The organism is Paractinoplanes pyxinae (assembly GCF_026626335.1).
In the GTDB taxonomy this organism is placed as follows: domain Bacteria; phylum Actinomycetota; class Actinomycetes; order Mycobacteriales; family Micromonosporaceae; genus Actinoplanes; species Actinoplanes pyxinae.
Genome location: NZ_JAPNTZ010000015.1, coordinates 101,961 through 115,057 on the forward strand (window position 1 = coordinate 101,961; position 13,097 = coordinate 115,057).

At 70.2% G+C, this 13,097-nt stretch carries 12 protein-coding genes and 1 riboswitch; of the genes, 9 read left to right on the plus strand and 3 right to left on the minus strand.

Translation table 11 applies throughout. The features are described from left to right. The first annotated feature begins 105 nt into the window (after positions 1-105). From OWR29_RS35920 to OWR29_RS35945, 6 genes are read left to right on the plus strand one after another with little or no spacing between them, the layout of a single operon-like run. On the plus strand, positions 106-1,200 hold the full coding sequence (locus OWR29_RS35920) for a LacI family DNA-binding transcriptional regulator (RefSeq protein ID WP_267567944.1): 1,095 nt from the start codon (positions 106-108) through the stop codon (positions 1,198-1,200). Further along, complete coding sequence (locus OWR29_RS35925) at positions 1,197-2,450, plus strand: sugar ABC transporter substrate-binding protein (RefSeq protein WP_267567945.1); 1,254 nt, start codon at positions 1,197-1,199, stop codon at positions 2,448-2,450. The genes OWR29_RS35920 and OWR29_RS35925 overlap by 4 nt, the downstream gene beginning before the upstream one ends. Beyond that, a complete protein-coding gene (locus OWR29_RS35930; protein WP_267567946.1) occupies positions 2,447-3,379 on the plus strand; it encodes a carbohydrate ABC transporter permease in 933 nt (310 codons plus the stop codon). The genes OWR29_RS35925 and OWR29_RS35930 overlap by 4 nt, the downstream gene beginning before the upstream one ends. Beyond that, positions 3,372-4,196, plus strand: coding sequence for a carbohydrate ABC transporter permease (locus OWR29_RS35935; protein WP_267567947.1), 825 nt, complete (start codon positions 3,372-3,374; stop codon positions 4,194-4,196). Before OWR29_RS35930 ends, OWR29_RS35935 begins: the two co-directional genes overlap by 8 nt. 30 nt (positions 4,197-4,226) lie before the next feature. Beyond that, entirely contained in the window at positions 4,227-5,744 is a 1,518-nt protein-coding gene (locus tag OWR29_RS35940; RefSeq protein ID WP_267567948.1) for a DUF3131 domain-containing protein, read from the plus strand. Beyond that, positions 5,745-7,529 carry a GH39 family glycosyl hydrolase gene (locus OWR29_RS35945; protein ID WP_267567949.1) on the plus strand — a complete coding sequence of 595 codons (1,785 nt, stop codon included), beginning with the start codon at positions 5,745-5,747 and terminating at the stop codon, positions 7,527-7,529. Here the strand turns inward: OWR29_RS35945 and OWR29_RS35950 are convergent. Further along, positions 7,507-8,175, minus strand: a complete 669-nt coding sequence (locus tag OWR29_RS35950) for a phosphotransferase family protein (protein WP_267567950.1) — start codon at positions 8,173-8,175, stop codon at positions 7,507-7,509. The genes OWR29_RS35945 and OWR29_RS35950 overlap by 23 nt on opposite strands. Positions 8,176-8,242: 67 nt before the next feature. Between OWR29_RS35950 and OWR29_RS35955 the strand changes: the two genes are divergently transcribed. Further along, entirely contained in the window at positions 8,243-8,539 is a 297-nt protein-coding gene (locus OWR29_RS35955) for a hypothetical protein (RefSeq protein ID WP_267567951.1), read from the plus strand. Position 8,540: 1 nt separating this feature from the next. On the opposite strand, the gene OWR29_RS35960 is transcribed toward OWR29_RS35955, so the two are convergent. Together OWR29_RS35960 and mycP are read right to left on the minus strand one after the other, a co-directional pair. Next, positions 8,541-9,596 (minus strand): LLM class flavin-dependent oxidoreductase, encoded by a 1,056-nt coding sequence (locus OWR29_RS35960; protein WP_267567952.1) that lies wholly within the window; start codon positions 9,594-9,596, stop codon positions 8,541-8,543. A 1,065-nt stretch (positions 9,597-10,661) separates the two neighbouring features. Then, a complete protein-coding gene (gene mycP, locus OWR29_RS35965) occupies positions 10,662-11,870 on the minus strand; it encodes a type VII secretion-associated serine protease mycosin (protein WP_267567953.1) in 1,209 nt (402 codons plus the stop codon). Positions 11,871-11,964: 94 nt separating this feature from the next. Continuing rightward, positions 11,965-12,113: riboswitch (adenosylcobalamin (AdoCbl) riboswitch) on the plus strand. Positions 12,114-12,120: 7 nt separating this feature from the next. On the opposite strand from mycP, the gene OWR29_RS35970 reads away from it, so the two are divergent. Together OWR29_RS35970 and OWR29_RS35975 are read left to right on the plus strand one after the other, a co-directional pair. Then, entirely contained in the window at positions 12,121-12,324 is a 204-nt protein-coding gene (locus tag OWR29_RS35970; RefSeq protein ID WP_267567954.1) for a CbtB domain-containing protein, read from the plus strand. Beyond that, a complete protein-coding gene (locus tag OWR29_RS35975) occupies positions 12,315-13,082 on the plus strand; it encodes a CbtA family protein (RefSeq protein WP_267567955.1) in 768 nt (255 codons plus the stop codon). Before OWR29_RS35970 ends, OWR29_RS35975 begins: the two co-directional genes overlap by 10 nt. Positions 13,083-13,097: the final 15 nt, after the last annotated feature.

Below are 13,097 nucleotides of genomic sequence, written 5' to 3' on the forward strand. Positions count from 1 at the left end.
TCACCCGGCGAGGGCGGCCCCCATCCGATTTGACGCTAATTCCGGATCGTGAATCGGCTTCGCTCCCAAGTTTCGGCCTTGTTTCCTCAGCGATACGTTCCGGCAATGGCGATGAAAGCGCTTTCAAAGGCGACGATCTATCAGGTCGCTCAGCTCGCGGGCGTCTCCATCGCCACCGTCTCGCGGGCCCTGCGCGACTCCGACCTAGTCACCCGCGAGACGCGGGAACGGGTTCAGGCGGCCGCGCAAGAGCTGCAGTTCACCCCGAGCCGGCCGGCCCGGTCGCTGGCCGAGGGGCGGCACGCGGCCAACGGCATCGTCTTCCCCGACCTGGTCGGGCCCTACTACGCCGAGGTGGTGCTGGGCTACGAGGCGGCCGCGGCCGCGCTGGGCAGCAGCGTGCTGATCCTGGCCACCAACGGGCGCCGCGACCCGGCGGCCGCCGTGCGGGAGCTGGCCGGACGGGTCGACGGGCTCACCGTCATGGGCCGCACGATCGGTGACGACGTGGTGGCCGGGATCGCGAGCACCGGCCTGCCGGTCGTGCTGCTGGCCCGAGACCCGGTCGAGGGCGTCGACACCGTACGGGCGGGGAACTCCAACACCGCGCGGGCGCTCGCCGAGCATCTGGTCGGGCACGGGCACCGCACGATCACTTTCCTGGGCGATCCCGACGGCTCCCCCGACGTGGCCGGACGCTACGCCGGTGTGCGGGCCGGGTCGAAGGGCGCGCACCTGACCCTCGTACGCGGGAAGGGTCTTGACCTGGAATCGGGGCGCCGGGCCGCGAAGTCCCTGCTGAAGGACAAGCCCGACGCCGTTGTCTGCGCGAACGACGAGGTGGCGCTGGGCGTGTTGCTGGCCGCCCAGGAGGCCGGCCTGCGCGTGCCCGAGGACCTGGCCGTGACCGGCTGGGACGACCTGCTCGCGGCCCGGTTCGCCGGACTGACCACCGTGCGGCAGCCCATGCGCGAACTCGGCGCGACGGCCGCCCGCTGGCTCAACAAACGCATCAACGAGAGCGCGACGGCCACCCGCCGCGCGGACAAACGCATCAACGAAGGCCCGCCGGTCGCGCGCCGCCCGGACGAGCGAGACGAAAGCCATGAAGAGAACAGGACAGCCGCCCGCCGCCGGATCCTCGCCACCGAGGTGGTGATCCGGGGCAGCTGCGGCGCGCACGAGGAGGTGCATCCATGAGGAAACGATGGCTGGCCGTGGCGACCTGCACGGCCTTGATGGCAGTGACCGCGGGCTGCGGCCGCGACGACAGCGGCGGCGGCGAGACCGCCCAGGCCGTGGGGGAAGGCAAGGCGACCGGCGAGATCACGGTGTGGGCGATGGGCACCGAGGGCGAGAAGCTGGCCGCGTTCGCGAAAGCCTTCACCGCCGAGAACCCGGACGCCAAGGTCAGCGTGACCGCGGTGCCGTGGGACTCGGCCCAGCAGAAGATCTCGAGCGCGATCGCGGCCAAGCAGACCCCGGACGTCTCGATGATCGGCACGACCATGCAGGGCGAGTTCGCCAAGACCGGCGCGCTCGACCCGACGCCGACCGACCTGTTCCAGAAGGACTCGTTCTTCCCGGGCGCCTGGGACACTACGGTCGTCGACGACACGGCGTACGGTATTCCCTGGTACGTCGAGACGCGCGGCCTGTTCTACCGGACCGACCTCGCCCAGAAGGCCGGCTTCCCGGACGGCCCCAAGACGTGGGACGACCTGACCGCGTTCGCCCAGGCCATGAAGGACAAGGCCGGCGCCAAGTGGGGCATCAACCTGCAGCCCGGCAAGACCGGCAGCTGGCAGACGATCCTGCCGTTCGGCTGGTCCAACGGCGCCGAGATCGAGGCCGACGGCAAGTGGACGTTCGACACGCCGCAGATGACCGAGGCGCTCACCTACTACCAGTCGTTCTTCAAGAACAAGCTGTCCCCGGACGACCTGCCGCAGGGCGCGCTCGAGCCCGCCTTCGCCAAGGGTGAGATCGCCTCGTTCATCTCCGGCCCGTGGCACGTGGGCATCCTCAACGAGCAGGGCGCCAAGGGGAAGTTCGCCGTGGCCCCGCTGCCCACCAAGCAGTCGTCGACCTCGTTCATCGGCGGCAGCAACATGGCCGTGTTCAAGGACGCCAAGAACCGCGACGCCGCCTGGAAGTTCCTGGCCTGGTTGAGCAAGCCCGACGTGCAGGCCAAGTGGTACCAGACGGTCAACGACCTGCCGGCCGTGCAGTCGGCCTGGGACGACCCGGCGCTGAGCAGCGACCCGATGCTGAAGGTGTTCGGCACGGCGCTCGAGTCGGCCCAGGCGCCGCCGTCGTTCCCGACCTGGACCCAGCTGGCCGCGACCTTCGACGTCGAGGCCGAGAAGGTGTGCGTCGGCGGGGCCGATCCGGCGGCCGCGCTCAAGGCGGTGCAGAGCCAGGCCGAATCCATCGGCACCGGCTCGTGACCGCGGTTGTCTCCGCGCCGCCTTCCGCCGAGCCGGCGGTCGCCGGGCCTCGCCGTCGCCGCCGCCGCTACACCGGCTGGGCCTTCGCGGCGCCGTTCACCGTGCTGTTCCTCGTGTTCGCGCTGCTGCCGGTGGTCGCCTCGCTGGTGATGAGCGTGACCGACATGCGGGCGACGGACCTGCGGACGCCGTTCGCGGTGAACTTCGTCGGGCTGGACAACTACACCCGACTGTTCTCCGACGACCTGTTCGTGCGCTCGGCCGTCAACACGCTCGTGTTCGTGGTCGTCGGTGTGCCGCTGACCATCGTGGCGGCGATGGCGGCGGCCAACGGGCTCAACTCGGGGCTGATCCGGTTCCGCACGATGTTCCGGGTCGGGTTCTATCTGCCGGTGGTCACCAGCATCGTGGCCATCGCGGTGATCTGGCGGTTCCTGCTCGATCCGGAGGCCGGCCTCGTCAACAACCTGCTCGCGCAGATCGGGATCACCGGCCCGAACTGGCTGGGTGACACCCGTACGTCGCTGGCCTCGATCATCGTGATGGCGGCTTGGCGCAACTTCGGCTCGCTGATGGTCATCTTCCTGGCCGCTCTGCAGGGCATTCCCAACGACCTGTACGAGGCGGCGCGGCTCGACGGGGCCGGTCGGTGGGCGCAGTTCCGGCGGATCACGCTGCCGCTGATGCGCCCGGCCCTGCTGTTCGGCGCGGTCATCACCGGCATCGGCTACCTGCAGCTGTTCGAGGAGCCGCTGGTCATGACCCAGGGCGGGCCGCTCAGCTCGACCCTGTCGGTCAGCTACCACATCTACAACCAGTTCGGATTCGGCAACTACGGCTACGCCGCGGCCGCCTCGTACGTGCTGTTCGTGGCCATCGTCGCCCTGTCCGTGCTGCAGTTCCGGCTGCTGGGGAACCGAGATGACTAGAGACCGCATAGCTCGTACGTCGTTGTACGTGATCCTGGTGGCCGGGCTGCTGGTCGTGGTCGGGCCGTTCCTGTGGATGCTGCTGTCGTCGTTCAAGACCGAGGCCGAGATCCGCTCGGTCCCGCCGACCTGGTGGCCGTCCACGTGGTCGCTCGCCAACTACCGCGACCTGTTCGACCGGCTCGACTTCCCGCAGTACTTCGCCAACTCGGCCATCGTGGCCGTGCTGGTGACCCTGGGGAACCTGCTGTTCTGCTCGCTGCTCGGCTATGCGCTGGCCAAGCTGGACTTCCCGGGGCGGCGGGCGCTGTTCCTCACGGTGCTGGGCATGCTCATGGTGCCGGGCATGGTGACGTTCGTGCCGCAGTTCGTGCTCGTGTCGAACATGGGACTGGCCAACTCGTACGCGGGACTGGTTCTGCCCTTCCTGGCCGGCCCGTTCGGGGTGTTCCTGATGCGGCAGTTCCTGCTGGCCATCCCGGACGACCTGATCGAGGCGGCCCGCGTCGACGGGGCCGGCGAGTGGCGCATCTTCTGGCGGGTCGTGCTGCCGCTGTGCAAGCCGGCCCTGGCCACGCTGGGCATCCTGACGTTCCTGAGCTCGTGGAACAACTTCCTGTGGCCGCTCGTCGTGGCCACCACCGACGACAAGTACACGCTGCCGGTGGCGCTGGCTCTCTACGCCATCGGGCAGAACCGCATCTACTACGGGCTGCTGCTCGCGGGGGCGGTCGTGGTCGTCGTGCCCGTCCTGATCGTGTTCCTGGCGCTGCAGCGGCACTTCATGCGCGGCATCGCCACCACCGGACTCAAGTGACTCCCTCCGTCTCCCCCTGAGGTGATCTTGATGAGACGTCTGATCGCACCGCTGGCAGCGCTGATCCTCGTCCTCGGCGGCGCTTCCGTCGCGCACGCCGCGCCGGACCCGCTGCGCACCTACGCCAAGGACACCTGGAAGTCGCTGGTCGCCATGACCGACCCGGCGACCGGGCTCGTCGCCGATAACATTCCGGGCGATCTGTCGGCTCCGGACGCGTACACCTCGCCCACCAACATCGGCGGCTACATGTGGTCGGCCGTGGCCGCGCGCGAGCTTGGCCTGATCTCGTCGCGCGAAGCCACCGCACGCGTTTCGAGAACGCTGGAGACCCTGGCCACGCTGAAGCACCACGACAAATCGGGCATGTTCTACAACTGGTACAACCCGCACACCGGCGCAGTGCTGACGGTCCTGCCCGACGGCACTGCGGTCACGCCGTTCCTGTCCAGCGTCGACAACGGCTGGCTGGCCGCCGCGCTGCACGTCGTCCAGGGCGCCTTCCCGTCGCTGCGGGCCAAGGCGGCGAAGGTGCTCGACCGGATGGACTTCGGCTTCTACTTCAACCCGGCCGCCGTCTCCCCCATCGGCACGCGCGGGCTGATCCGCGGCGGCTTCTGGGACACCCAGCCAACCGGTTGTTCCGTCGCCGCCCCGGATGACGGCGTCTGGTTCACCTGCAACCACTACGACATCACGGTGACCGAGCCCCGCATGGCCACCTACCTGGGCATCGGCTCCGGGCAGATCCCGGCCACGGCGTACTTCGACACCATGCGCACCCTGCCCGACAACTGCGACTACTCGTGGCAGGAGATGCAGCCGCACGGCTTCACCACCACCCACCTCGGCCGCACGGTCTACGAGGGCTCGTACCGCTACCGGGGCATCACCTTCGTGCCGTCGTGGGGCGGCGACATGTTCGAGGCGCTGATGCCCGACCTGTTCGTGCCCGAGGCCAAGTGGGGTCCGCGCAGCTGGGGCCGCAACCACCCGGCCACCGTGGCCGCGCAGATCGAGCACGGGCTGAACGACGCGCGCTACGGCTACTGGGGCTTCTCGCCGGCGTCGAACCCGTTCGGCGGGTACGGGGTGTACGGCGTGGACGCCATGGGCATGGACACCGACGGCTATCCGTCCGACGTGCAGGGCGGCAAGTACGACGCCGGCTTCGGTGACTGCCGTCCGGCCGGGCCGCCTGCCGTCTACGGCGATGGCGTGGTCACCCCGCATGCGGCTTTCCTCGCATTGCCGTACGCGCCCAAGCCCGTGACGAAGAACCTCGCGAAGATCAAGAGCGACTTCGACGCGTACGGGCCGGGTGGGTTCTACGACGCGGTCGCGGTGCGCTCGGGCACGGTGGCCAAGCGGTATCTGTCCCTCGACCAGTCAATGATCATGGGCGCGCTGGGTAACTACCTGGGCCACGACGTGATCAAGAAGGCGTTCGTGACGCCGCGGTTCGAGCGGGCGGTCCGGCCGCTGCTCGCCCGCGAGACGTTCAACGTGCCGGCCGGGCAGAGGCTGCCGCAACTGGGAGGTCGATGAATGACGATCGAGGACCAGGCCCGCTCCAACTGGGCGTCGCTCATGGGCGGCGGCGGGGCCCAGGACCGTACGACGGGAAAGCCGCAGCCGTCGTCGCTGCCCGCACCGACCGGGGTTTTCGCGGTCAGCGGCCGCGGCCAGGTGACCGTGTCCTGGGATCCGGTTCCGGGGGCGATCGGGTACGCGGTGCACCGCGCCGACTCGGCCGACGGACCGTTCGAGGTGGTCGACCACGGCGGCGGTGACGTGCTCGCCGTGCCGCACGGACCCTACGCGGACACCACCTCGGGGCGTGGCGGCTGGTACGCGGTGGCCGCGCTCGAGACGGTGACGTCGATCGGTCCGGTGTCGACGCCGGTGCCAGCCGTGGACATCTCCATGCCCGAGACGGTGACGGTGAACGTGGGCTCGGATCCGACGCCGCTGCCCCGGATCTGGGAGGCCATGGTCGGCTCGGAGCATTTGTCGCACCTGCTGTCGACCGAGGTCACGGGCGGGCGGCTGATCGGCGAGGAACTGACCGAGGCGCTGCGCCGGGTCCACGACGAATTGGGCGTGCGGTCGGTGCGCGCCCACCACATCCTGGGCGACGACGTCGGCGTGTACCGGGAGGTCGACGGCGATCCGGTGTACGACTTCAGCCGGGTCGACCGGATCTACGACGCCGTCCGGGCGGCCGGGATGACGCCGGTCGTCGAGTTCGGCTACATGCCGCGTGACCTGGCCCGCGACCCGTCCCGCACGGTGTTCGCCTACCGCGGCGGCATCTCGCCGCCGCGCGACTGGGACCGGTGGGCCGACCTGGTCCGGGCGTTCACGGCCCACGTGGCCGACCGCTACGGGCTCGACGAGGTGCGTACGACGTGGTGGTTCGAGGCGTGGAACGAGCCCAACCTGTCGGTGTTCTGGTCGGGTACGCCCGAGGAGTACTGGAAGCTGTACGAGCTCACGGCGCGGGCGGTCCGCGATGTGGATCCTGACCTGCGGGTCGGCGGGCCGGCCACCGCGGCTGTGGGCTGGATCGAGGACACACCGCAGACGGCCGACTTCGTGTCGACCCACGTGTACGGGACGGTGCCGCTCGACCTGCGCCCGCTGACCGGCGACCGCCCGCTGCTGTGGACCGAGTGGGGGGTCACGGCGACCCACGGCCACCCGATCAACGACTCCGTGTTCGCGGCCGGGTTCCTGCTCAAGGGCATGCACTCGGCCGCCGGGCGGATCGACGCGCTGGCGCCGTGGGTGGTCAGCGACCACTTCGAGGAGCTGGGCCGGCCGCAGCGGCTGCTGCACGGCGGGTTCGGGCTGCTCACCGTGGGCAACCTGGCCAAGCCGAAGTTCTGGGCCCTGGCCCTGGCGGCCAAGCTGGGGCCAGAGGAGCTGCCGGTGTCGCTGTCCGGGGACGGAGCGAACAGCCTGATCTCGGCGTGGGCGTCGCGCTACGACGACGGCGGTCTGGGCGTGCTGCTGTGGAACAGCACCCTCGATCAGAGCCGGGCCGCCGGTGAACCCCATTTGTTCCGTACGGTGATCTTGCGGCCGGGTCTGGCCGGGCCGCACCGGCTGCGGGTGTGGCGCGTCGACAAGCACCACGGCAACATCGCCGCCCGCTTCGACGGCGAATGGCCGTCGCCCGCGCAGTGGGAGGAGCTGGCCGAGGCGGATCGGCTGGACGAATCGGAGCCGCCGCGCCGGATAGCGCCCGGTCAGGACGTGACGCTGGAGCTGCCCAACCCGGGCATCGCGTTCCTGGAGTTCCGCCCTATTCCGTCCACGAAAGCGTGATCGACAGGTTCTCCTGCCACCGGCGGCGGGCGGCGGCCGGCCCGGATCGGAAGCGCTCCACGAAGCTTTCGCACCGGGCGGCTGCGGCCTGCTGCCGGCGCGCCCACGACGGCCGTACGCCATAACCGGAGAACAAATCGTCAAGGTCCTCGACCGCGCGGGGATGGTGCCGCCGGACGATCCACTCGCACCAGGCCAGGTCCTCGATGCGGTCGCCCGGGTGCGCCCATTCCCAGTCGACCAGCCCGGTCACCTTGAACGTGTCCTGGTCGAACAGCATGTTGTTGGGCCCGAAGTCGCCGTGCACCACAACCCACCCGGTGCCGGCCGCCGTGTCCGGAAAGACCCGGCTCACATCCACCTGCTGCAGGCGCCGCAACAACTCGCCGCAGGAGCGGAGGACGGGCCGCCCCAGCCCCTCGTCGATCAGATCTTGCCCGTGCATGCCCGGCAACTGCTGCAGCTTCAGCGCCCCCTCGGGCGCACCGAGCACCTTCGGCACTGGCAGCCCAGGCGGGAGGCGTTCCAGCACACCAAGCTCGGTGCCGCGCCGCAAGACTTCGTCAATGCCGCCCTGGTACCGCTTGACCACGACAACCCCGTCCCCCTGGGTGTCGTTCGTGTACCCGTGCCGCAGCGGCCGCATGCCCGCCTCACCTCCCCTGGCTCACCGCGCACTCTCTCACACGCCCACGCAGCCCATAATGATCGTCATGACGACCGTCGACGGGTGGATCTTCGAGGAGAACGTAGTCCGCTTCCTGGAGCACCTGAGCGGTCAGATCGGCTACCGCTACGACGCTGCGGACGAGGACGCCCTGACCGGCGCCCTGGAAGCCACCGACGACGAGACCGCCGCCGCCTGGTTCCGCTACCCCCTGGAGGGAACGCCACCGATCCTGGTGTCACTGGCCCGTGCAGTAGGCGGCAGCGTCATCACCGTCCACGTCGAAGGCGAGATCGACCCCATCCTGAGCGCAAGAATCGAGACCATGCTCGACCTGCTGTGACTCAACTACCCGAATCCACCGGCCCGTGGCTGATCCGCTTCCCGGCAAAGGCCACACCGCCACGCCAGTAGCCGAGCGCCTCGATCCACCAGGTCAGCCCAGCCGCCGAATATGCAGCAGTCTGATCCGCAGCGGTGGCCGCCTCGGTGGCCCCTTCAAGCACAAAGTCGAACATGTTCGGCTGGGAGCTGCCGCGCCCGGTCCCAGCGCTTCCTAGGCCAGCCATCTCGCCGCGCCATTCCGCGGTCGCGTCGGCGCCTCCCCTTTCGGCGATTCGGCCGCGGCTCAGTGCGGTTGCCTCGGTGCCGCGTTCGCCGGCCATCTCGCCGCGTCCTTCCGCGGCCGAGGCGGTGCCGCCTTGGCTGGCCATCTCGCCGCGTCCCTTCGCGGTCGGATCGGCGCCGCCTTGGCTAGCGATCTCGCCGCGTCCCTCCACGGTTGCGTCGGCGCTGCCTCGGCCGGCCATCTCGCCGCGGACGAAGGCCACGGTCGCGCGGAACTCGTCGATGGAAACGTTGCGCTCGCGTTGGTGCTGGTAGATGGGCATCGCACCATCGAATCGGGCCGCCCGCCGCAGCCCCGCCCGGTTCGGCCAGAGCCCACCGCACCAGATCGGAATCTGCCGCCCGCCCCAAGCCGCCCACAGTTCTTTCAGCCCAGCCAGCCGCTCATCCAGAGCGCGCCCCCGCGCCCGCATGTCAGCGTCGAGCCCGAAGTCGCTGAACTCCCGATCAACCGACCCGATGATCGGCACCACGGTGAGCCGCCCACCCGACAGCTCATCCAACGCCAACGTCTCCTGCGCCACGTCCTGCACCTGCCGCCGCGGCAACACGATCGTCAGAATGATCCGCACCCGCTCAGTAGCCGCAGCGATAGCCGAGGCAGCCACCACCGAGTTAGTGACCGGCCAACTCGGATCGTGATAGAGCAGGTGATCCCACAGATGCACCCCGTCCCACCCGCTCCGCTCGGCCGCCACCCCCATCCCCACCAACCGTCGAACGTCCCCGAACTCCCCGACGGTCGGCAGCCCGACGGCATAGTTCAATCCCATCCCCGCACCCTACTGACCCCTCCAAGACCTCCCCAACGCCACGACGACCCGCCGCCGGAAGAACCCCATCGCGTTCAGAGGCGCTGAACCAGCCCGGCGCGGCCAACCGCACAACCGAGCCGTGAGCGATACCGATCGGCCAACCCCGGCCGGCGCGCCACTGCTTACATGCGCTCGACGGCACCCAGGCGCGATCAAGCGCGCAGCCATCCAGTCGACGAGACCGATCAGCCCAACTTCACCCGCACTCCATGGACCCGTGCGCCCAGCAAGCAGCGACCATTGCGACGGGCGATCGGCCAACCCCTAGCCGGCACGCCACGGCGCTCGACTGCGCCCTCGCCGCCGCCAAACGCACAGTTGGCCGGTCGGGAACCCCGCATGGCGAACCCGTCACCGGAACGCCAAGAGCCGCGGGCACCCCATTGCGACTGACCACCGCCAAACGCGGGCCCCGCTGGCCGGCGAACCGGTCGGCCGAACGAGCTACGCCCGCCACGACCACACGCTCTCGACGTTCCCCGGCACCGCCGAGCACATCATCGGTCAGCCGCCCAGACCGAGCCGAGCTAAAGCTGGCGCGCCACTGCCCACAGGCGCTCGACATCGCCCTGGCACTGACAAGCGCGCACCCGCACGTTCGGCGTTGCTCCGATGCGGCCGAGCGCCAAGGCCGCAGGGCGTCGACGCTGCTCGGGTGTAGCCAAGCGCGAAGCCGCATGGTCGACATCGCCCGGGCGCGGCCAAGCGCGAAGCCGCCCGGTCGACGCAGCTCGGGTGCGGCCAAGCGCGAATCCACCCGATCGACGCAGCTCGGGTGCGGCCAAGCGCGAAGCCGCCCGGTCGACCCAGCTCCGGGTATGGCCAAGCGCGCAGCCGCATGGTCGACATCGCACGGAGCGGCCAACCGCGAAGCCGGTCGACCCAGCTCGGGTTTAGTCAAGCGCAGCCATCCAGTAGGCAGACTGATCGGCCGAACCAGGCCCCGAGGGACGTTTGCTCGGGTGCGGCCGAGCACAAAGCCGCCCAGTCGAAGTTGGCCGGGCGGCCGTAGCGCTCAGCCGGTCAGTCGGCCGTGCCCGGTCCCGCCGGGTGCCAGTCGCGGCGGCGGCCGGAGCGGACGACAAGGGCGACGATGCCCAGCAGCAGCACCAACCCGGCGCCGATGGCGGCGAACAGCAAAGCGTTGCGCTGTGACTGGTCGCGCCGGGCGGCCAGGGCGATCGCCGCCGGGTCGTTGGCGTTCATCATCTCGGGTGCGGGCTCGGCGCGGCCCTGGGTGTTCAGCGTCGCGGTGAGCGCCCGGTAGGGGTTGAGCGCTCCCAGCCCGTACTCGGAACTGGCGGCGCCACCCGGCGCCGGATCGGCCGTCGCGACCAGACGCTGCCGTACCTGGGCCGGTGTGATCGCCGGGAAGCGCTGTTTGAGCAGGGCCGCCGTGGCCGACACGAACGGCGTGGCGAAGCTGGTGCCGCTGACCGACGCGTGCCCGGCGACCCGGCTGGCCGCGGTCACCGGCTCGCCGATCGCCACCAGGTCGACGTAGTCGCCGCGCTGGGAGAACGACGCCCGTACCCCGTTGACGTTGATCGCCCCGACGCCGATCACGCCCGGATACTTCGCCGGGAACGGGTCGGGGTTGCCGTCGTCGGGCCCGCCCTTGTTGCCGACGGCGGCAACCACCACGACACCTGCCGCGATCGCCCTAGCCACGGCCGCCCGCACCGCGCCGTCGTTCACGGTCATCACGAGCGAGAGGTTGATCACGTCGGCGTCGCCCTCGTCGACCGCCCAGTCGATCGCGTCGGCGAACTGGGCCGGGGAGCCGCGGTCGCCCACCACGTCGTCGCCGATCTCGAGCTGCTCGCTGATGCGCACCGGGACGATCACCGCATCCGGCGCGAGGCCCTGGAAGCCCGTGTCCCGCGCCGGCGCCCCCGCGATGATGCTCGCCACCGCCGTGCCGTGACCGGCACAGTCCTGCCGGCCCGACCGCTCGCCGTGCAGGAAGTCGGCACCCTGGTCGACGCGTCCGCGCAGCTGGGGATGCTCCGCGTCGACCCCGGAGTCGATGACGGCGACCCGCACGCCGGCGCCCGTGGCGAACCCGGCCAGCCGCTTCGGGTCGTACACCTGATCCTCGACCGGCACGTCCGCCTTGACCGCCGCGGCGACCCCCGGCTGCTCGCAGACGACCGCCGCGCGGGCCGGCGCGGGGACCGTCAGCACCGCGGCGAGCACCGCCACGGCGGCGACCAGCCGACGCCAACCCATCGAGCACCTCCGAAGCCTTGGGCAACGATTCGCATGGATGGTATCGAGGGGGTGCGACAGTTCCGGTTGTGCGCCCAGGGATCTCCCAGTTAGGTTGTGGGAACCATCTGCGGCGTCGTGAGGGAAACCGGTGAGAGTCCGGTGCGGTCGCGCCACTGTGAACGGGGATTCCGGTCCTCGTGAGTCAGGACGCTCACACGTCGCAGCCTGTCGAACGGGACGCGTCATCCCGCAAGGAGGTTTCTCCGCCATGCCCAAGGCCACCACCGCCGGTCAGCTGAGCACGCCCGCCGTCTCCCCGCGGCTGCTCTGGACGGCTCTCGCCGTCGTCGCCTTCATGCTGCTCATCACCTACCTGGTCGTCTTCGACCAGGGCGCCGTGTCGCGCAGCGGCATGTACCTGCACGAGCTCATGCACGACGGTCGCCACCTGCTCGGCGTCCCGTGCCACTGAGCGACGGTTCGAAAGCGCTGACATTCGGCGCCCTTCTGCTCCGGGGCCTGCTTGCGGGTCTCATCGCCGGTTTGCTCGCCGGCTTTTTCGCGTACGGGTTCGGTGAGCCCAAGGTCGACGCGGCGATCGCGATCGAAGAGGCGGCCGCCCCCGCGCCCGCACCCGACGCTCCCCACGAGGAAGAGCTGGTCAGCCGCAACGGCCAGAAGGGCGGCCTGTTCCTGGCCACCGGCCTGTACGGCGCGGCCATGGGCGGCCTGCTGGCCGTGGCGTTCACGCTGCTCCGCCGTCGACTGCGCACCCCCAGCGACACTCGGGCCGCATTAGGACTGGCCGGCGCCGCCTTGCTGGGTCTGGTCCTGGTCCCGTACGTGAAATATCCGCCTAACCCACCGGCGGTCGGCGACCCCGGCACGATCAATCAACGCACGATCAGCTACCTGGCGATCGTCGTGATCGGCCTGGTCGCGGTCTGGGCCGCCGTGGTCGCCAAGCGCACGCAACCCACCGAGTGGCGTCAGGCGATCGCTGCCGTGATCGGCTTCCTGGTCGTCGTGGTGGTCGGCTACGCCCTGCTGCCGAACATCAACGAGGTGCCGGCGACGTTCCCGCCCGACCTGCTGTGGTCCTTCCGCCTGACGTCCCTGGGCACCCAGGCCGTCCTGTGGACCACCCTGGGTCTCGCGTTCGCCGCGCTGCTCTCCCTGGGCCGCCGCGCAGCCGCCCAGCCCGAGCGGGAGCCGGCCACCGCCGCGTAGTTCGCCGTCGGGCCG

Coding starts and splice junctions, on each gene's coding strand:
- OWR29_RS35920 (WP_267567944.1), top strand. CDS start 106: ATGGCGATGAAAGCGCTTTCAAAGGCGACGATCTATCAGGTCGCTCAG.
- OWR29_RS35925 (WP_267567945.1), top strand. CDS start 1,197: ATGAGGAAACGATGGCTGGCCGTGGCGACCTGCACGGCCTTGATGGCA.
- OWR29_RS35935 (WP_267567947.1), top strand. CDS start 3,372: ATGACTAGAGACCGCATAGCTCGTACGTCGTTGTACGTGATCCTGGTG.
- OWR29_RS35940 (WP_267567948.1), top strand. CDS start 4,227: ATGAGACGTCTGATCGCACCGCTGGCAGCGCTGATCCTCGTCCTCGGC.
- OWR29_RS35945 (WP_267567949.1), top strand. CDS start 5,745: ATGACGATCGAGGACCAGGCCCGCTCCAACTGGGCGTCGCTCATGGGC.
- OWR29_RS35950 (WP_267567950.1), bottom strand. CDS start 8,175: ATGCGGCCGCTGCGGCACGGGTACACGAACGACACCCAGGGGGACGGG.
- OWR29_RS35955 (WP_267567951.1), top strand. CDS start 8,243: ATGACGACCGTCGACGGGTGGATCTTCGAGGAGAACGTAGTCCGCTTC.
- OWR29_RS35960 (WP_267567952.1), bottom strand. CDS start 9,596: ATGGGATTGAACTATGCCGTCGGGCTGCCGACCGTCGGGGAGTTCGGG.
- mycP (WP_267567953.1), bottom strand. CDS start 11,870: ATGGGTTGGCGTCGGCTGGTCGCCGCCGTGGCGGTGCTCGCCGCGGTG.
- OWR29_RS35970 (WP_267567954.1), top strand. CDS start 12,121: ATGCCCAAGGCCACCACCGCCGGTCAGCTGAGCACGCCCGCCGTCTCC.